The sequence below is a fragment of the Vibrio sp. genome, assembly GCF_984391705.1.
This window is the reverse complement of record NZ_CFHWOM010000018.1, coordinates 1-19652: the sequence shown is the minus strand read 5'-3', so window position 1 is coordinate 19652 and position 19652 is coordinate 1. Positions and strand designations below refer to the sequence as shown.

Sequence of the window (19652 nt, the reverse complement as noted above, 5' to 3'; positions counted from 1 at the left end):
ATGGTTCAAATTACTCTTAACTCTCTTGCTCATACCTACGATAAGAAACCAACGGCTTCATCGACTTACGCTATTAAAGAGATGAATCACGTATGGAAACAAGGTGGGGCTTATGCGCTGCTTGGGCCGTCAGGCTGTGGCAAATCGACTTTGCTCAATATCATCTCAGGCTTAATGAGCCCTTCTCAAGGGGATGTGATGTTTGATGACATGCGCGTTAATGAGTTACGTCCGCAAGATAGAAACATTGCCCAAGTTTTCCAGTTTCCGGTGATCTACGACACCATGACGGTGTATGACAACTTAGCGTTTCCACTGCGCAATATGAAAGTGCATAAAGCCAAGATTCATTCAAAAGTGACTGAAATTGCAGAAATTCTTGAGTTGACCAATGTGCTATCGAAGAAGGCGCAGCATCTGACTGCAGATGAAAAGCAGAAAGTATCAATGGGGCGTGGTCTAGTTCGCGATGATGTTTCGGCAATCTTGTTTGATGAGCCGCTTACGGTGATTGACCCACAATTGAAATGGAAACTGCGCCGCAAGCTAAAGCAGATCCATCAACAGTTCAATATCACTATGGTCTACGTCACTCACGACCAGCTTGAAGCGTCTACTTTTGCCGATGAAATAGCGGTTATGTACAACGGCCAAATTGTTCAATTCGGCACACCGAGAGAATTATTCGAACGTCCGAACCATACCTTTGTCGGCTATTTCATTGGTAGTCCTGGGATGAACTTGATGGAGGTGACGCCGAGTGAAAATGGCGTGATGTTCGATGGTATCGAAGTGCCGCTATCGGAGGCTTACCGACATGCAGTTGCTCAAGCGAGCAGTCACAACATCAAGATCGGAATCCGCCCTGAGTTTGTCCATGTATGGGAAAAAGGCAATGACGCCGCGCTTCAATGTGACGTTTTACACGTCGAAGACTTAGGTACCTACAAGATCGTGACACTTCAGTTAGGCAGCAAGCAAATTAAAGCGCGCTTACAAGAAGACCAACCCGTTCCACAACATCAAGCGTACATCAGCTTCCCTGAGCAATGGACCATGCTGTATGTCGATGAATTTCTAGTCAATGTAGGGGAAGCCTAATGGATAAGGTGACAAACAATAAAGCTTGGTTTCTTGTTTTGCCGGTGTTCCTGCTGGTGGCATTTAGTGCCATCGTTCCGTTAATGACGGTAGTGAACTACTCGCTGCAAGATATTTTTGATGCCAATACAGCCTATTTTGTAGGGACTGAGTGGTATCGAGAAACACTCAATGATGATCGCTTACATGGTGCTTTGCTGCGTCAATTTGGATTCACTTTTACGATTCTACTGATTGAAGTACCACTAGGCATTATCGTCGCGCTTACTATGCCAACAAAAGGAAAGTGGTCAGCATTTTGCCTTATCGTTTTGGCTATCCCACTGCTGATTCCATTAAACGTGGTCGGCACAATTTGGCAGATCTTTGGTCGTGCCGATATCGGCTTATTTGGCTGGGCGTTGAACGGATTAGGTATCGACTATAACTACGCGGGCAACCCGTTAGATGCTTGGTTGACGGTCATTCTTATGGATGTGTGGCATTGGACATCACTCATCGCTCTGCTGTGTTACTCCGGTCTGCGCGCCATTCCGGATGCATATTACCAAGCTGCCAATATCGATCGCGCATCGACGTGGTCGATTATCCGCTACATCCAGCTTCCCAAGCTAAAGAGTGTCTTGCTTATCGGCATTCTAATCCGCTTCATGGACAGCTTTATGATCTATACCGAACCCTTTGTTCTGACAGGTGGCGGTCCGGGTAACTCGACCACTTTCTTAAGCCAAACCTTGACCAAGATGGCGGTTGGTCAGTTTGACATAGGTCCAGCGGCGGCATTCTCAATTATCTACTTCCTCATCATTTTGCTGGTGAGCTGGGCGTTCTACACCGCAATGACGCATGGTGAAAATAAGTAAGGAAACCATCATGGCGATGACTAAATCAAAATACACACGTTACACCCAAATTGTTGGGCTGACGTTCTACATCATCTGTTTGATGTTGCCAATTTACTGGCTGCTCAATATGTCTTTCAAAGAGAACCAAGAGATATTAGGGAGCCTGAGCTTCTTCCCTGAAAATTGGACCTTTAAGAACTACCAAACCATTTTCTCAGACTCGAGTTGGTATATGGGGTATGTCAACTCCATCATCTATGTCGTGATGAACATGGTGATCACCTTAACGGTCGCGTTACCTGCCGCGTATGCGTTTTCACGCTTTAAGTTTGTGGGTGACAAACATCTGTTTTTTTGGCTACTGACTAACCGTATGGCGCCACCGGCGGTATTCCTGCTGCCATTCTTCCAGCTTTACTCTTCTGTTGGTCTGTTCGATACCCATATTGCGGTCGCGCTGGCGCACTGTCTGTTCAACGTGCCATTGGCGGTATGGATCTTAGAAGGTTTCATGTCGAGTGTACCGCGTGAAATTGATGAAACCGCGTACATCGATGGTTATAGCTTTCCAAAATTCTTCGTCAAAATCTTTTTGCCGATGATCCGTTCGGGGATTGGGGTCTCGGCCTTTTTCTGCTTCATGTTCAGTTGGGTCGAGTTACTACTCGCACGCACCCTCACTTCAATCGATGCCAAGCCTATTTCTGCGGTCATGACACGTACCGTTAGTGCCTCGGGCATTGATTGGGGAGTGTTGGCTGCGGCAGGTGTACTAACGATCTTACCGGGCATCCTTGTTATTTGGTTTGTAAGAAATCACGTTGCGAAAGGTTTCGCACTTGGTCGAGTTTAAGGAGACAACATCATGGCTTGGATGGCATGGACCACCCCTTCAGCACTGTTCTTTTTAGGTATTGCGCTGATTTTGATCACCATGACGATTTTAGAGATTCGTTCGCCATGCATTGAGCGTAAAGGGTTTCTACCGATCACCACCACACGAGGCGATCGTCTGTTTATTGGCTTGTTGAGCTCTGCCTTTATTCACCTTGGCTTTGTTGGCTTAACTGAGCTGTCAATTTGGGTGCCTTTCACAGTGTCTGTGATTTGGCTAAGTACGGTTTTGAAATGGGGATAACGATAACTGAATGAGCATGTGCCTCTGCCATTGCAGGTAGCAGCCTTGTTATGCAGCAAGGTCGGCAGCGGCGTAATCAATAACGTAAGAAACGAGAATACTCACAACTGGAGTCACACAATAATGAAAAAGGATATCAAAAAGTCTTTCTTAGCTCGTAGTTTAGCGCTGTCATTTGCGCTTGCTGCGATGTCACCTGCTGCGTTTGCGGATATGGCTGCGGCCAAAAAGTGGATGAGTGACGAGTTCACGCCATCGACTTTATCTGCCGATGAACAGGCTAAAGAGATGCAATGGTTTATTGACGCTGCTAAGCCTTTTAAAGGTATGGAAATTAACGTCGCTTCTGAGACTATCACGACGCACGAATATGAAGCGAAAGTGTTAGCGCAAGCCTTCTACGAAATCACTGGCATTAAGGTGAATCATGACCTTATTCAAGAAGGTGATGTCGTAGAAAAACTGCAAACCCAAATGCAAACGGGTCGTAATATTTATGACGGCTACATCAATGACTCTGATTTGATCGGTACTCACTTTCGTTACGGCAAAGTTGTCCCTATTTCAGATTTCATCGCTGGTGAAGGCAAAAGCGTAACCAACCCTTACCTTGATCTGCCGGACTTTATTGGCTTGGATTTCACGACGGGTCCAGACGGTAAAATCTATCAGCTACCGGATCAGCAATTCGCTAACCTTTATTGGTTCCGTGCTGACTGGTTTGAACGCGAAGATCTCAAAGCCAAATTTAAAAAAGAGTACGGTTATGAACTAGGCGTGCCATTGAACTGGTCAGCTTATGAAGATATTGCGGAGTTCTTTACTGATAAAGTTAAAACCATCGATGGTGAGCCAGTATACGGTCACATGGATTACGGTAAGAAAGATCCTTCACTAGGCTGGCGTTTTACCGACTCTTGGTTCTCAATGGCGGGCGCAGGTGATAAAGGGATCCCGAATGGCCTACCTGTAGATGAGTGGGGCATTCGTATCGAAGGGTGTAAACCTGTTGGTTCTGATGTGACTCGCGGCGGTGCGACCAATGGACCTGCGGCTGTGTACGCGACAACCAAATACGTAGATTGGTTAAAACAGTACGCGCCACCAGAAGCTCAAGGCATGACCTTTGGTGAAGCGGGCCCAGTACCTGCGCAAGGTTCTATCGCACAGCAAATCTTTTGGTATACCGCTTTTACTGCTGATATGACCAAGCCAGGCCTACCAGTTGTTAATGAAGACGGTACGCCAAAATGGCGCATGGCACCATCTCCTCGTGGACCTTATTGGGAAGAGGGAATGAAACTAGGCTATCAAGATGCGGGTTCTTGGACGTTCCTTAACAGTACGCCGCTAGATCGCCGCCAAGCCGCTTGGCTATACGCTCAGTTTGTGGTGTCTAAATCAGTGAGTTTGAAGAAGACCTTGGTTGGTTTAACGCCAATTCGTGAGTCAGACATTAATTCTCAAGCGATGACTGACATGGCGCCTAAACTCGGTGGTCTGGTTGAGTTCTATCGTAGTGATGCCCGCAAACAGTGGACGCCAACAGGAACCAACGTACCGGACTATCCAAAGCTAGCGCAACTATGGTGGCAATATGTGTCTGAAGCAGCCAGTGGTGAGAAGACACCTCAGGAAGCATTGGATGGCTTAGCAAAAGCGCAAGACAGAGTGTTACAACGTCTAGAGCGCAGTGGTGCTCAAGGCGAGTGTGGCCCTCAGTTGAATCCGAAGAAAGATCGTGAATACTGGCTATCTCAACCGGGTGCGCCGAAAGCGAAACTTGCCAATGAAAAGCCGCAAGGTAAAACGATCGCTTACAAAGATCTGATTGCTCAGTAACACTGAGTTATCGACAATGAGTTAACCTTTATCGACAACCCGCTCATGTTTGCTTAAGACATGAGCGGGTATTTTGATTCGAGCCAAATCATACGTTTATTGTGCTCTGCTTACCGTCTCGCTTGTGCTAGTCTCATCTCTAATTAGGGCAAGATCAGCGTGAGTACATTTTGTTTACTGTCTACCATTCCAATCAAGTTGACGTTTTAAAGTCACTCCTCGTCGAGCTAGTTAGACTTACTCCATTAGAAAACCCCTTCGAAGCCGAGCAAATTCTGGTGCAGAGCCCAGGAATGTCGCAATGGTTGAAAATGGAGTTAGCCAAAGAGTTTGGTGTTGCAGCGAACATTGAGTTTCCTCTTCCCGCGACCTTTATTTGGAACATGTTCACAGAGGTCTTGCCTGATGTACCAAAACGCAGTGCGTTCAACAAAGAGGCGATGACGTGGAAACTGATGCGTATCTTGCCAACCATGTTGATGCAGGATGAGTTTGAGCCTCTTCGTCGCTATTTAGAGAATGATGAAGACAGCAGTAAGTTGTACCAATTATCAGAAAAAATTGCTGATATCTTTGATGGCTACTTGGTGTATCGCCCTGAATGGATAGCTAGCTGGGAAGCGGGAGAAGCAGTTAAGGAACTTGAAGACGAGCACCCTTGGCAGCCGATTTTATGGCAAGCGCTTTATGATCACACAGTCGCGTTAGATCAGTCACCTTATCACCGTGCTAATTTGTATGAGCATTTTATCGATACACTTGAAAGCTATCATGGTAACTTTTCCCATCTTCCTAAGCGTTTGTTTGTATTTGGCATTACCTCTTTACCGCCACGTTATATGGATGCGCTTAAAGCGATTGGTGAGCATATAGATGTCCACTTAATGTTTACCAACCCATGTCGTTACTACTGGGGCGAAGTGCGAGACAGAAAATACCTCGCCCGTTTAGCGGCGCAGCATCGTAAACATCTTGTTTGGAAAGATAACCACTCAGAATTAGATGGTGAGTCTCGGCAGCTCAAAGGCAGCGTAGAGGATAATCTAAACGATGAACTGCATACTGACGTAGTCGGTAATAGCTTATTGGCGTCAATGGGTAAGTTAGGTCGTGACAACATGTACTTATTGTCCCAGCTTGAGTCTCATGAAATTGAAGCGTTTGTCGATGTAGAACGAGACTCGTTGCTGCACCACCTGCAAGCTGACATTCTCAACTTAGAAGAGCATCAAGATGATGAGCAGCTTGACAGCAGCCAACACAAGCAATTCGTTGCTAAAGGGGATACCTCATTGTCGCTGCATGCTTGTCACAGCCCAATGCGAGAAGTGGAAGTACTGCACGATCAGCTTCTTTCAATGTTCGATGCTGATTCCAGTTTGAAGCCACGCGACATCATCGTTATGGTGGCAGACATCAATGCTTACAGCCCTGCAATTCAAGCAGTGTTTGGTAATGCGCCGGGTGAGCGCTTTATCCCGTATTCCATCTCTGACCGTACCGCCGACCAAGAGAGCCCAATTCTTAATGCCTTTATGCAGTTGGTGAACTTGCCTAATACGCGCTGCCTAGCGTCAGAGTTATTGGAGCTGCTAGAAACACCGACGATACTGGCGCGTTTTGGCTTGAGCGAAGATGACTTTATTCAAGCCAAACAATGGGTTGAAGAGTCTGGCATTCGCTGGGGGCTAAATAGCGCAACAGGGCAAGAGTTTGGCCTACCAGACACCATACAAAACACTTGGCAATTTGGCATTGAGCGTATGCTGTTAGGCTATGCCATGCCTGAATCTGCAGGTCTGTTTAATAGCGTGAATGGTGCACTCTCTCCTTATAACGAAGTGCAAGGCATGGGCGCCGAGCTAGCCGGTAAGCTGGCACACTTTATCCAACGTATTGAAGAGTACCGTCAAAAGTTGAGTCACACTCAATCTGTCGATATGTGGCGTGAAGTGCTCACTCACCTTCTTGATGATTTTTTCTTGGTAGAGCTAGAGGGCGAAGTTGCCCTTAAGTCGATTCGAGATACTCTGTCGGCTTTGAAAGAACAGTTGATTGACGCCGCGTTTGAACAAGAACTAACGCCATCCATAATTACTCAGTATCTACAGAATAAGCTGTCTGGTACACGTGTAAGTCAGCGTTTCTTGGCGGGTCAAGTTAACTTCTGTACCTTGATGCCGATGCGTTCGATTCCCTTCAGAACCGTTTGTTTGCTAGGCATGAACGATGGGGTATATCCGCGCTCAATGCCGGCGGAAGGATTTGATCTCATGACCGGTCGAACGAAACCCGGTGATCGCTCACGTCGAGATGATGACCGTTATCTGTTCTTAGAAGCTATGCTCTCTGCGCAGCAAAGTTTGTACATCAGTTATGTTGGCCGCTCTATTCAGGACAATACTGAGCGGGTGCCATCGGTACTAGTGTCTGAACTGCTTGAATATTGCCATCAAAACTATTGCCTCGAAGGGGAGCAATCCCTTGCATGTGATGAATCTGGCGAGCATTTACTTAGAGCACTTGTCACTCATCACCCTATGGTACCGTTCAGCCCGAGTGCATTTATTGGCGGTCAACCAAGTTATGCGAAAGAGTGGCTTCCCGCCGCTAACCGTCAAGGCCAACAAAGTGGAGTGTTTAACCGTCAGTTGAACAATTACCTGTTAGATGCCACTTATCCGCTTGAGTTGGACTTGGTTGAACTGCAGCGTTTCTGGCGCTTACCCGTACAGTATTTCTTCAATCGCCGTTTGAAGGTGATGTTTGAACCGCCACTGCCAGTAATGGAAGATGATGAGCCTTTTGTTCTGGGCGGGTTAGAAAGTTATCAAATGCGGGATAGCTTGCTCGATACTCTGTTAGAGCAGCAGCTCGCTGGGGGCAAGAATAATCAAGCGGCAGTTGAGCAATTTGTCGCGAAGCAACGTGCGCAAGGCAAGCTGCCAGTCGGCGCATTTGGCGATATTGAATTTGAAACCAACCGCGTCCAAGCGGAAGAGTTGGTCGAAAAGCTGAGTTTTCTCTGCCAATCTGCCAGTGATGATCTGGAGGTGAAACTCCAATTTGATGTTCTGGGTGAGGGTAAACCTGTCCACATGACGGGTTGGCTGACTCAGTGTTATCAATCGGGTTTAATCCGTTTCCGCAGTGGGCAGATTCGCTCACAGGACTACCTTTCAGGTTGGATTGATCACTTAGCCATGTCTGCAATGGGACACGCCAAGCGAACGCATATGATTGGTTATGATCGTAAAGAAGGTGTGGTGCACTTGGTGTATCCGGTGTTCGAAGATGTTCAACAAGCAAAATCGTTACTTGCTGAACTTGTCGGCCTTTTCTATCAAGGGATGACGGAACCTTTGTGTTATTTCCCGAAAACTGCGTTGGCTTGTATTGAAGCTGGCTTTAGTCGTGGGAACTGGGCGGATGATGAAGAAAAGTCACGTAAAAAAATGGCCGATGTGTTCAATGATAGCTATATGGCGAGTGGCGAGGGTAACAATGCCTACATTTCGCGCATTTGGCCAACTTGGAACGATGAATTAGCCACTGCAGCACGTGACGTCGCAGTGAGAGTAATTCAAGCGCCGAGACTTGCGGTGAAACTTAATGAAGATTTGGAATAGGAAAGTAGGTGGCCGCCAGTAAATCATTATAGTGTAGGGCGTTCGCTGTACGGCCACAGGTCAGAGGGACCATGATTCGTTTGGTCTCTTGCAGCACAGAAGGCTGCTCAACACGTGGGGCGCATACTAACGGTTAGAATAATATTCTGCTGTGAGAAGGATCGCATAAAACTCTCACTTTTAAAGGATATTTATTAATAAGTCGCATTTTTAAGCCGGGATCACATTTGATTGTCGGTATTACATTCAAAGGGCAAATTCTCTATGACTGCATCGTCTATGGTAACTCCGCTAAATACCATGACTTTTCCTCTCCATGGCGCTCGCTTGATAGAGGCGTCAGCGGGTACAGGTAAAACCTTTACTATCGCTGGTCTCTACCTACGTTTGCTATTGGGACACGGTAGTTCTGAAACCAAACACCAAGTCCCGTTAACGGTGGATCAGATCTTAGTTGTGACCTTTACAGAGGCTGCAACGGCTGAGCTCAGAGACCGTATTCGAGCTCGAATTCATGATGCGAGGCTGGCTTTTTCTCGCGGTCATAGTAACGACCCTGTTATTCAGCCTTTGTTGCATGAAGTTGACGATCATAAGCAAGCCGCGGGTATCTTATTGCAAGCAGAAAGGCAGATGGATGAAGCCGCGGTTTATACCATCCACGGTTTTTGTCAGAGAATGCTCACGCAAAATGCGTTTGAATCGGGTAGTCGCTTTAATAATGAATTTGTCACTGATGAAAGCCATCTAAAAGCGCAGATTGTTGCTGACTACTGGCGACGAAATTTTTATCCATTACCCATTCACTTAGCGGGTGAAGTACGCCGAATTTGGAGCTCGCCAGCCGCTTTGTTATCTGAAGTATCTAATTACTTAACTGGTGCCCCTTTAACGTTGTCGGTAGAGGCGATGCAAGGCAGTTTGGCGGACCTTCATACGCAGAACTTAGCAGAGATTGATGCGCTTAAAGCGCACTGGCGTGCTGATCAAGATGAGTATTTAGCATTGATCAGTGATTCAGACATCAACAAACGCAGTTACACGAAGAAGTCGTTACCGCAATGGTTGGAAGTGGTCAACGATTGGGCAAGTACCGAAACCATCAGTTACGACTTTCCCGATAAGCTTGAGAAGTTCGCCCAAAATGTATTGATTGAAAAAACGCCAAAAGGTGACGCACCAACTCATCAAGTTTTTGCTGCTATTGAGCGCTTCTTAGCGAAGCCAATCAGCTTAAAAGCGCCAATTTTAGCTCATGCTATTGAACATTGTCGTGAAATGCTCGCCAACGCCAAGCAGCAAAAACAGTGGCTATCTTTTGACGACCTGCTAACGAATCTGTCTGCATCGATTGATAACGATGAAGCGGAGTTGCTTGCCGAACGAATTCGCACTCTTTATCCCGTAGCGATGATCGATGAATTCCAAGATACCGACCCGCTGCAATACAGCATTTTCAGTCGCATTTATCTCAACAACCCAGAGTGTGGATTGTTTATGATTGGTGACCCGAAACAGGCTATCTATGGTTTTCGCGGAGCGGATATCTTTACTTATATCAAAGCGCGTAATCAGGTTTCTTCGCATTTCACGTTAGGCACTAACTGGCGTTCGAGTGCTGATATGGTTGCCGCGGTAAACCAAGTTTTCTCTTTACCAACCAGCCCATTTATCTATGACCAAGATATTCCATTCCTAGCCGTAAATCACAGCCCGAATGCGGAACAACGCATTTGGACTATGGCAGGCCAAAAGCAACCTGCTTTGACCTATTGGTTGCAAGACAGCGAGGATAAGCCGTTGGCGAAAGGTGAGTACCTGTCAGCAATGGCGAAAGCGACTGCAGATCAAATCCAGACAATTCTTAGCGCGTCTCAAAATGGTGAAGCTCATTTTGAAACTGGCAAAGGTGTTAATGCGATTAACGCAGGTGATATCGCAGTGCTGGTGCGAACTGGTAGTGAAGGTCGAATGGTGAAGGAAGCGTTGGCGAAACAAGGTATTGCCAGCGTGTACCTCTCGAATCGAGATAGTGTCTTTACATCTGTGGTCGCGGCCGATTTACAACGTTTACTTCAAGCGGTACTGACGCCGGAAAATGACCGCGCTTTGCGGGCGAGCTTGGCATCGGAGTTATTCGCTCTTGATGCAGGGGCGTTAGACAAACTCAACAATGATGAGAATGAATGGGAAAGTGCCATCAATGAATTTAAAGAGTATCGAAAACTTTGGGTTCAGCGAGGTGTGTTACCTATGTTACGCAGCGTTATGGCCAAGCGTCACGTCGCTGAACGATTGCTGGAAGAAGACAATGGTGAGCGAGTACTGACCGACCTGATGCACATTGGCGAGTTACTTCAGCAAGCCAGCGCTGAACTCGACAGCGATCATGGGTTGTTACGTTGGTTGGCTCAAGCTATCAGCGATGCGGAGAATGGTTTGGGTGGCAGTGAAGATCAGATTCAGCGCCTGGAGTCTGAACGCAATCTTGTTCAAATTGTGACGATTCACAAATCAAAAGGATTGGAATATGACTTAGTCTTTCTTCCTTTTGTTCTGAGCTACCGGGAAGCGAGTGAAGCCAAATACTATGATGCAGATCTTGATAGAACCATCCTCGATATTACCAAGCATGAAGCATCGCTGGCACAAGCAGACAAAGAGCGCTTAGCGGAAGATTTACGCTTAATCTACGTGGCTCTAACTCGCGCGGTTTATGGTTGTTTTATCGGTGCTGCTCCACTTCGAAATGGGCGTTCGACTAAAGAACCAACAGGAGTGCATCGCAGTGCGATGGGATATTTGTTGCAAGATGGTCAGCAAGGCGGGATTAGCGATTTAGCGCAGTCAATTCAAAATCAGGTGGCAGCGCTGGACGCAGTGGTTTGCGCTGGATTACCAAACGAACACGATGAACCTTTTGTAGTAATTTCAGAAGAGTCCCAAGCGCTTGAGGCTCGCTCTCTTGAGCAAACCATCGATCGTAACTGGCGCATTACCAGCTACTCAGGCTTGATTAAGCAAGGCCATAGCCAGCACAGTGATGATGCGCTGACCGACTTAATGCGTTTAGACGTCGATTCTTCCGGTGAGCAAGATGAAGAGGACTTGGTTGAGCCCGAGCAAACCATTTTTACGTTCCCACGCGGGGCAAGGCCAGGTACTTTCCTACATAGTTTATTTGAAGAGGTTGAGTTTACTCAGCCTGCTAACAGTGAGGAAAATCAACAGGCGATCGAGACCTTAATGGAAAGCGAACAGCTAGATGAAAGTTGGCTACCGGTCCTGCAATCGCTTATCGATACTGTGCTGGCTACGCCACTTGATGGCAAGTCGATGTTACTGAATCAAAAAGGACCGTCGCAGCGCTTAGTCGAGATGGAGTTTTTACTCCCGATTGAGGTGTTGTCTTCACCCTCGTTAAATCGTGTTATTCAGCGTCATGATCCTTTGTCAGCCAAAGCTGGCGATCTCGGTTTTCAAACCGTGCAAGGCATGCTGAAAGGTTTTATCGATTTAGTGTTCGAAGATAATGGTAAATACTATGTTCTTGACTGGAAGTCGAACCATTTGGGCGATGATGTCTCCTATTACCATGGGGAGGCGCTGAAAGCGGCGATGGCAGATCATCGTTATGACCTACAGTATCAAATCTATGCTTTGGCGCTGCATCGCTTCCTGCGCAGCCGGCTGCCAAATTACGATTATCAGCAACATTTTGGTGGCGTCTATTACCTATTTCTGCGTGGCATGGATGGGGAGAGTAGCCATGGTATTTTCTCTGCAAAACCGAGTGTAGAGTTTCTTGATGATATGGATCGCTTAATTGATGGGCTACCGATTGATACCAAATACAACAGTGCTGGCCAAGGGGAGCTAATCTGATGATACCCACGTTAATCTCAACTCTTGCTCAACTGGCTGAAAAAGGCACGCTTCGTCAATTAGATTACCAATTTGCTCGATTCATCTATACGCAGTCACAAGATGATGCACTTGCTTTTATTGCTGGTGTTGTCAGCAGCGAATTGGGTAAAGGACATATTTGTTTGCCATTGTTTGATGGGCAAGGCCAGCCTATAGATTTAGCCGCCAAGTTGGGTTTATTTGGTGATACAGCACTGGCTTTGAATAAGCAGCTGGTGGCAATAGATTGGGTTGCACTGTTGGACCAGTCCTGTTTGGTCGCGAAAAACGAGCAGTCACAACCCTTGATATTTGATGGTGAACGACTTTATTTGCACCGCTATTGGCATTACGAAGTCACGTTAGCCGAGCGTTTAAATAGCTTTGGGTTACCCATGATCCTAAAGCCTGCTGAACAGCAAAGATTGACCGAGTTACTCGATCATTTGTTTGCTAGAAACTATCGCTACTTATATGAAAATATTAAGGATTCTTCTTCTATCTCAGTCGTTCAATTACAGCGTCTTATCTGTGATCATTTAGACGTTGTCAGCGAGGAAAGTCTTGATTGGCCTACCATAGGCCAAAAGCTCTCAACTGTAAGAACAATCGAGCAATTGTCGGTATTGGATGATTTGGTTCCTCAGTCAGCTTGTGTGAATTGGCAAAAGGTAGCAGCGGCAGTGGCATTGACGCGTCGGTTTGCGGTTATTTCTGGTGGGCCGGGGACAGGTAAAACGACAACAGTGACCAAATTGCTGGCCGCATTGATTGAACAAGCGACACAATCAGGAGATGTGCCAGCTATCAAATTAGTCGCGCCAACGGGGAAAGCCGCGGCGCGCTTGACAGAATCGATTGGTAAAGCGGTGTCACAACTTCCTGTCAGTCAAACACTCAAAGAATCTATTCCGACTGACGCGAGTACAATACATCGATTACTTGGGGCCCTGCCCAATAGTGCTGAGTTTAGACATCACCGTGATAACCCTTTGCATCTCGATATTTTAGTTGTCGATGAAGCATCAATGGTCGATCTGCCTATGATGTACAAATTGGTGGAGGCCTTGCCTAAACATGCTCGATTGATCTTATTGGGAGATAAAGACCAGTTAGCTTCAGTGGAAGCTGGAGCGGTGTTAGGGGATATTTGCTCCTTCAATAAGTTTGGTTATAGCACGGCACAAAGTCACGCTGTGGTGCAATTGACGGGCTACCAAACCTTAGCAAATAGCCATAATCCAACATCGACCATTGCTGATAGCTTATGTATGTTGCAAAAGAGCTACCGCTTTGATGCTCGCTCAGGTATTGGTCAGCTGGCAAAAGCAATCAATTCAGGCTCGGCTCAACAAGTTGATCAAGTATGGCAAAAAGAGTTTACCGACATCGTTAAATATCCAATCGATAGCCAGCACTACAGTCAGATGATTCAAACTTTGGTGGGGGAGTATCGCCTTTACTTAGAACGCATTAGTAAAGCCGGGGTCGACCTGATATCGGGTGAGCCTGAAACCATAAAGCAGCGGGCGAAAGCGGCACTGGACGCCTTTGGACGTTGCCGATTGTTATGTGCTATTCGTGAAGGCGATTTTGGCGTGACGGGATTAAATCAACGCGTTGAGCGTGCGCTGGCGAGCCGTAAACTGATTCAGGTTCAAGATGAGCTGTGGTATCACGGAAGGCCTGTGATGGTTACGCGAAACGATCACGCATTGGGCTTGTACAATGGCGATATCGGTCTTTGTATTCGAGATGAGAGTGAAGACAAGCTGAAAGTCTTTTTCGAGCTGCCAGATGGAAGCGTCAAAGCTGTCCTCCCAAGTCGAGTTCCTGAGCATGAAACGGCCTATGCAATGACGATTCATAAATCGCAGGGCAGTGAATTTGATCATACGCTAATGATTTTGCCGCCAGACTTTACGCCAATACTGACTCGAGAACTTATCTACACAGGGATTACGCGTGCGAAGAAACGTTTAAGTTTGTATATCGATGATCGAGTGATGAAGCGAGGAATTAAACTTCGAACAGAACGAGCAAGTGGTTTGGTGAGTCGACTCGGAGGGGAGTGAGGTGCATAACCATCCCTGGTTAGCAAATTAAGCCAGCAGCGCTTAAGAAAGAGCAGTTGTAAAAGAGATACTGCGGATGTGATACTTCTCTTGATAATTCAAGATAAAGGCTTTGAGGCCTTCAGTGACTGGAAATACACAATGTACGTCCAAGCCCTCTAGTAGTTCGTTGTCCGCCATATCCCAGAAGCTCTGAATTGAGTTACAAATAATAGTTTTCATCAAATAGTGCTCTTAGTGACGTTGTTATCAACCTAAAGCAATCCGTGCAACTTAACCGATGATTAAGTAGAGATGAGTCCTATCGGCTCCTTGAATAAGGAGCCGAAATTTTAACCAATCGTAGATATGAAATAAAGAGAATAAAGTAGGATTTTTTGTCAACTTACAGCAACTTTGTCTCGATATTGCGACTTTTCCAGTTAAAGTTCTATCGCCAACACTTTAGACTTTCTTTGATAGTTATATAGGTTTTGCTTGTGGGAAGGTAAGAAGTTCACATCCATCTCATGAAACCCCTGCTCTCTAAACCAATGTAAGCTGTGAGTAGTAAGCACAAAGATATACTTGATACCTTGCGCTTTCGACTGGAGCCGCATGTGGTTAAACAGTAGTAAGCCTCTGTTTCCATCGCGATATTCTGGGTGGATTGCAACGCAGGCCATTTCTGCCATCTTCTCATCAGGATACGGATACAGCGCAGCGCAGCCGATAATCAAGCCATCTTTTTCGATAATCGTGAATTGATGGATCTCCTGCTCAAGCTGCTCACGAGAGCGCCGAACGAGTATGCCTTGTTCTTCCAGTGGGCGAATTAAATCCAAAATACCACCAATGTCATCGATATCAGCTTGGCGAACTTGCTCGGCACTGGCTTGAACGACCTGAGTACCAATACCATCAAGAGAAAATAGCTCTTGTACTAAGGCTCCATCGACTTTGTAGCTAACGAGGTGGCTACGAGGCACACCTGCGTGGCACGCTGAAATAGCCGCGCGTAAAAAGCGTAGAGTGCCTGAAGAGTTATCACTGCTTGAATCAATATCTTGCTCTATCTTGTGCAAGATCTGCTCGGCTTCGCGTGGAAACAGTTCAGCTACTGCGTCACCATTTTCATCGATGATGCCTTGCTCGGAACAAAAGCCAATCAGCTTGTCTGCCTTCAATTTTATCGCGACTTGCGTAGCGACTTCTTCTGAGAGCAAATTGAATGATTCGCCCGTCACTGAGCTAGCTATTGGACCAAGTAAAACAATAGAACCTTGATCAAGCATGCGATTGATGCCTTCAACATCAATACGACGAATACGACCGCTGTGGCAGTAATCAATGCCATCATCGACACCTAGCGGTTGAGAAATGATGAAGTTGCCGCTTACTACGTTTAGTTGGGTACCGGCCATTGGCGTATTACTTAAACTCATTGAAAGCTGAGCGGTAATCGCGAGCTGTAATTGACCGGAAGCTTGCATCACATAGTTGAGCGATTGTTCATCAGTCACTCGAATACCTTTGTGATAGGGTGTTTGATGTTGGTTTTGCTCGAGAATGGCACTGATTTGTGGGCGAGCACCGTGCACAAGAACAATCTTAACGCCTAGGCTGTGAAGTAGCGCTAAGTCACTAATAATATTCGCAAAGTTATGATCAGCTACGGCTTCTCCACCGAGCATGATGACCATGGTTTTACCTCGGTGGGCATTGACGTAAGGAACGGACTGCCTAAAACCCTTAACAAGTGCTGTGTTTCTTATTTTCACGGTACAACTCTAAATGAATTTATATGTAATTATACTGCAATTTTATTCCTGCATGAGCAAGCGGTATTTTGGAACTATTGTCAAAAATAGATTTACAGGGAGTGGTTCTGTTAACGTTTGAGTGGTATAGAAGTGCACAATGGGGTGGCGATAGTAATATTCAGTCTACTTATAATGTGATTTCGTCGTACACTAAATAGATAGGTGAGCGTATTAGTACTGTAACGGCCAAGGCTAACGTGGACAATTTAAGTTCTAACAAAAAGAAAATTATTGAGCGTTCGATTCAATTACTTTTTATTGTTGCATTTGCAGCGGTAGTGGCATTGTCGATCCCACTTTATAACTACTATGTGTCCGTTACTTTCCCCAAATCAAATGTCTATGGGACATGGATAGAAAAAGACGTAGCGCAGTATTCAGCAGAAGAATTTACCTTAGGTCCAAATGGCGTTTCCATCAATGGCGGGATCGTCGATACGGAGTATAGTTTTGATGGCAGCTACGTTGAATATCGTGTTGGTGATTCAGTGCGACGCTTTCAAGTATTGAATGAATCTTTTACTGAGATGAAATTGATCTCTCAATCACATTATCAACCTGTGTTTCGTTTGTCAGAAAAGTTTAAAAATAACATTCGTTAACCTCTCTTTGATTGCGCTAAACGGTTCAGTTTGTCATGCTGAACAGATTGTTGGAGAGGAATCTTACCAGTGTTCAAAAAATATCTTCCTATCGTGGCAGCCTCAGTTCTTTTTGGCTGTGCACAACCTACCGAACGAGCGCAGCAATATGTCGACGGTGAATTCAATTCTATTTTGAATAAAACTGCAGTTGTAGAGTCTGACAAACCTCGAGATTTTACTGAGTTTCATCGTCAGGCCGAGCAGGTGGTTAGCAAGTCACCTTCCATGGCTGCGGTCTATCAGCCTTTGTATGAAAAGCTCAACGAATGGGTATTGCAAAGTGGTGAGCCGAGTGAACTGAGCAATTTTGGTATCCAAACGGCACAATTGGGCGGCGGAGATAAGCAAGGAAACGTGCTGTTTACTGGTTATTTTTCTCCGGTTATGGAGCTAAGACATCAGCCTAATGAAACGTACAAGTATCCGGTCTATCGTAAGCCTGAATGTGATACTAATTGCCCGACTCGTGCAGAAATCTACTCAGGCTCCCTAGCGGGACAGGGGCTGGAATTGGGATACGCTGCGAATATGATTGACCCATTTTTGATGGAAGTGCAAGGCAGTGGCTTTGTTCATTTTGAGGATGATGACACTCTTGAGTACTTTGCCTACGGTGGTAAAAACAATAAAGCGTACGTGAGTATTGGCCGAGTGTTGATTGAGCGTGGTGAAGTGCCGCGTGAAAAAATGTCGATGAAAGCGATCAAAGAATGGGTGCTCGCGAATGATGAAGCCACGGTACGCGAGCTGTTAGAACAAAACCCATCTTATGTGTTCTTCAGTCCTCAAGCTGATGCTCCAGTTACTGGGTCCGCTGGAATACCTTTGTTACCAATGGCATCAGTGGCAGGGGATCGTTCTATTTTCCCAATGGGAACCCCTATTCTGGCGGAGGTGCCGTTACTTAAGCCTGATGGGACTTGGAGTGGGGCGCATCAATTACGCTTGTTAATTGTGCTTGATACTGGCGGTGCAGTTAAGCGAAATCACCTTGATCTCTACCATGGTATGGGACCAAGAGCGGGTACTGAAGCAGGTCATTACAAACACTTTGGTCGTGTTTGGAAACTAGGGTTAGACGGCTCTGCAACACAAGCTCCTTGGGCATTGCCACCAGAGAAGCTACAATAGGCTTTCTCATCTAGACATTTGAATAAAGAGTGCGTATAAATCGCACTCTTTCTTTTTGGACCAAGCGGAAAATCACTATGCGCGAACTCGACACTCCAGCTTCAGATAACTACAACCAACGTTTTGGTGGTACTCGTCGTCTTTACGGGAATAGTGAAGTCGAAATACTACGTGCAGCACACGTATGTGTGATCGGGATTGGTGGTGTTGGGTCTTGGGCGGTTGAAGCGCTGGCACGTACTGGTGTTGGTGAGCTTACGTTGATCGACATGGATGACGTGTGTGTGACCAACATTAACCGTCAGATACATGCTTTGTCAGGTACCGTCGGGCAAAGTAAAATTGAAGTAATGGCTGAGCGCGTTAAGTTGATTAACCCTGAGTGTAAAGTGAATTTAATTGATGACTTTATTACACCTGATAACCAGCATGAGTACTTAACCAAAGAGTATGACTATGTGTTGGACGCAATTGACAGTGTCAAAGCCAAGGCATCTTTACTGGCGTATTGTCGAAGCAATAAAATCAAAGTGATTACGACAGGTGGTGCAGGTGGTCAAATCGATCCAACTCAAATCAAAGTGGCTGATCTAACGAAAACCATTCAAGACCCATTAGCGAAGAAGATCAAAGATACGTTGCGTCGTCATCATAATTTCCCAACTAACCCAGCGCGTAAGTTTGGTATTGATTGTGTCTTTTCAACAGAGCAACTGAAATATCCTCAACCTGATGGCTCTGTCTGTAGTGTAAAATCAACAGCAGAAGGTCCAAAGCGTATGGATTGTGCAAGTGGTTTTGGTGCAGCAACTGTCGTGACCGCAACTTTCGGTTTTGTCGCGGTTTCACGCATCGTTGAAAAACTGATTCAGAAATACAAAAAGTAAAGTAGTCAGGAGAACCTTATGTCACCGTTTCCTCAATCTCCATTCGGCAGTGATATAACAGTCGAAGATATCGTATCTACCATGCAGCAATTTAATGGCTGGGAAGATCGTTACCGACAGGTCATTCAATGGGGGAAGAAACTTCCGAAAATGCCGGAAGAGTTGCAATCCGAACAAGTGACGGTGTCTGGCTGTGAGAGCCTCGTTTGGTTAGTGAGTCAGCAAGTAGATGATAAGTGGTACTTTTGCGCCGATTCAGATGCGCGTATTGTCCGAGGGTTGATTGCACTTGTTATGGCCGCTTTTGATGGTAAGACGTCAGAAGAGATTCGCATGCTTGATGTTGATGATTACTTCGCAAAACTTGGTTTGATAGCTCATCTAAGCCCTTCTCGTGGTAATGGTTTGAAAGCGATAGTTGAACAAATCCAGCAAATTGCTCAATAAAAAATGCAACAACCCGCCAATTTGGCGGGTTGTTTTTACCTGTTTAAAAATTAATCACTGATATATTAACGCCTTAAAAAATACAGGGCTTTACAGCCCTTGTTGTCACTGCATAAAGGCTGTACAATTCGCGCCCTTAATTAATGTTCCGTCGCTTGAGAGGCCACATGACCACTGAAAAAATCAATCTACTCGACTTTGATCG

At 45.9% G+C, this 19652-nt stretch carries 14 protein-coding genes; 12 read left to right on the top strand and 2 right to left on the bottom strand.

Translation table 11 applies throughout. The features are described 5' to 3' along the window. From AC4MRV_RS11610 to recD, 8 genes are all read left to right on the top strand, one after another. The gene (locus tag AC4MRV_RS11610) at positions 1 to 1101 is read left to right on the top strand and encodes an ABC transporter ATP-binding protein (RefSeq protein WP_491187498.1); all 1101 of its coding nucleotides are present in this window, start codon (positions 1 to 3) and stop codon (positions 1099 to 1101) included. Next, positions 1101 to 1964: a carbohydrate ABC transporter permease gene (locus tag AC4MRV_RS11605; protein ID WP_491187497.1), complete on the top strand. Its 864-nt coding sequence runs from the start codon at positions 1101 to 1103 to the stop codon at positions 1962 to 1964. The genes AC4MRV_RS11610 and AC4MRV_RS11605 overlap by 1 nt, the downstream gene beginning before the upstream one ends. Before the next feature lie 16 nt (positions 1965 to 1980). After that, positions 1981 to 2799, top strand: a complete 819-nt coding sequence (locus tag AC4MRV_RS11600; RefSeq protein WP_491187533.1) for a carbohydrate ABC transporter permease — start codon at positions 1981 to 1983, stop codon at positions 2797 to 2799. Between the two features lie 12 nt (positions 2800 to 2811). Beyond that, positions 2812 to 3084 (top strand): DUF2160 domain-containing protein, encoded by a 273-nt coding sequence (locus AC4MRV_RS11595; protein WP_491187496.1) that lies wholly within the window; start codon positions 2812 to 2814, stop codon positions 3082 to 3084. 123 nt (positions 3085 to 3207) lie between these two features. Continuing rightward, a complete protein-coding gene (locus tag AC4MRV_RS11590; protein ID WP_491187495.1) occupies positions 3208 to 4926 on the top strand; it encodes an ABC transporter substrate-binding protein in 1719 nt (572 codons plus the stop codon). A gap of 170 nt (positions 4927 to 5096) precedes the next feature. After that, entirely contained in the window at positions 5097 to 8555 is a 3459-nt protein-coding gene (recC, locus tag AC4MRV_RS11585; protein ID WP_491187494.1) for an exodeoxyribonuclease V subunit gamma, read from the top strand. Positions 8556 to 8819: 264 nt separating this feature from the next. Beyond that, positions 8820 to 12440, top strand: a complete 3621-nt coding sequence (recB, locus tag AC4MRV_RS11580; protein ID WP_491187493.1) for an exodeoxyribonuclease V subunit beta — start codon at positions 8820 to 8822, stop codon at positions 12438 to 12440. Further along, positions 12440 to 14536, top strand: coding sequence for an exodeoxyribonuclease V subunit alpha (gene recD, locus AC4MRV_RS11575; RefSeq protein WP_491187492.1), 2097 nt, complete (start codon positions 12440 to 12442; stop codon positions 14534 to 14536). Before recB ends, recD begins: the two co-directional genes overlap by 1 nt. A gap of 42 nt (positions 14537 to 14578) precedes the next feature. Here recD and AC4MRV_RS11570 read toward each other — a convergent pair whose 3' ends face one another. Further along, positions 14579 to 14758 (bottom strand): hypothetical protein, encoded by a 180-nt coding sequence (locus AC4MRV_RS11570; protein WP_491187491.1) that lies wholly within the window; start codon positions 14756 to 14758, stop codon positions 14579 to 14581. A gap of 200 nt (positions 14759 to 14958) precedes the next feature. Beyond that, complete coding sequence (gene argA / locus AC4MRV_RS11565; protein ID WP_491187490.1) at positions 14959 to 16296, bottom strand: amino-acid N-acetyltransferase; 1338 nt, start codon at positions 16294 to 16296, stop codon at positions 14959 to 14961. A 239-nt stretch (positions 16297 to 16535) separates the two neighbouring features. Here argA and AC4MRV_RS11560 point away from each other — a divergent pair, with 239 nt between their 5' ends. The 4 genes from AC4MRV_RS11560 (at position 16536) to csdE (ending at position 19447) form a co-directional block, all read left to right on the top strand. Then, positions 16536 to 16940 (top strand): DUF2850 domain-containing protein, encoded by a 405-nt coding sequence (locus AC4MRV_RS11560; RefSeq protein ID WP_491187489.1) that lies wholly within the window; start codon positions 16536 to 16538, stop codon positions 16938 to 16940. Between the two features lie 69 nt (positions 16941 to 17009). Beyond that, positions 17010 to 18113 (top strand): murein transglycosylase A, encoded by a 1104-nt coding sequence (mltA, locus tag AC4MRV_RS11555; RefSeq protein WP_491187488.1) that lies wholly within the window; start codon positions 17010 to 17012, stop codon positions 18111 to 18113. Between the two features lie 77 nt (positions 18114 to 18190). Continuing rightward, positions 18191 to 19000, top strand: a complete 810-nt coding sequence (tcdA, locus tag AC4MRV_RS11550; RefSeq protein WP_491187487.1) for a tRNA cyclic N6-threonylcarbamoyladenosine(37) synthase TcdA — start codon at positions 18191 to 18193, stop codon at positions 18998 to 19000. Between the two features lie 18 nt (positions 19001 to 19018). Next, entirely contained in the window at positions 19019 to 19447 is a 429-nt protein-coding gene (csdE, locus tag AC4MRV_RS11545; RefSeq protein WP_491187486.1) for a cysteine desulfurase sulfur acceptor subunit CsdE, read from the top strand. Positions 19448 to 19652 lie beyond the last annotated feature (205 nt).

What these genes read in the sequence shown, in the direction of transcription:
- AC4MRV_RS11570 (WP_491187491.1), bottom strand. Translation starts at nt 14,758, where the DNA reads ATGAAAACTATTATTTGTAACTCAATTCAGAGCTTCTGGGATATGGCG.
- tcdA (WP_491187487.1), top strand. Translation starts at nt 18,191, where the DNA reads ATGCGCGAACTCGACACTCCAGCTTCAGATAACTACAACCAACGTTTT.
- AC4MRV_RS11595 (WP_491187496.1), top strand. Translation starts at nt 2,812, where the DNA reads ATGGCTTGGATGGCATGGACCACCCCTTCAGCACTGTTCTTTTTAGGT.
- recB (WP_491187493.1), top strand. Translation starts at nt 8,820, where the DNA reads ATGACTGCATCGTCTATGGTAACTCCGCTAAATACCATGACTTTTCCT.
- AC4MRV_RS11605 (WP_491187497.1), top strand. Translation starts at nt 1,101, where the DNA reads ATGGATAAGGTGACAAACAATAAAGCTTGGTTTCTTGTTTTGCCGGTG.
- AC4MRV_RS11610 (WP_491187498.1), top strand. Translation starts at nt 1, where the DNA reads ATGGTTCAAATTACTCTTAACTCTCTTGCTCATACCTACGATAAGAAA.
- recD (WP_491187492.1), top strand. Translation starts at nt 12,440, where the DNA reads ATGATACCCACGTTAATCTCAACTCTTGCTCAACTGGCTGAAAAAGGC.
- AC4MRV_RS11600 (WP_491187533.1), top strand. Translation starts at nt 1,981, where the DNA reads ATGACTAAATCAAAATACACACGTTACACCCAAATTGTTGGGCTGACG.
- AC4MRV_RS11590 (WP_491187495.1), top strand. Translation starts at nt 3,208, where the DNA reads ATGAAAAAGGATATCAAAAAGTCTTTCTTAGCTCGTAGTTTAGCGCTG.
- csdE (WP_491187486.1), top strand. Translation starts at nt 19,019, where the DNA reads ATGTCACCGTTTCCTCAATCTCCATTCGGCAGTGATATAACAGTCGAA.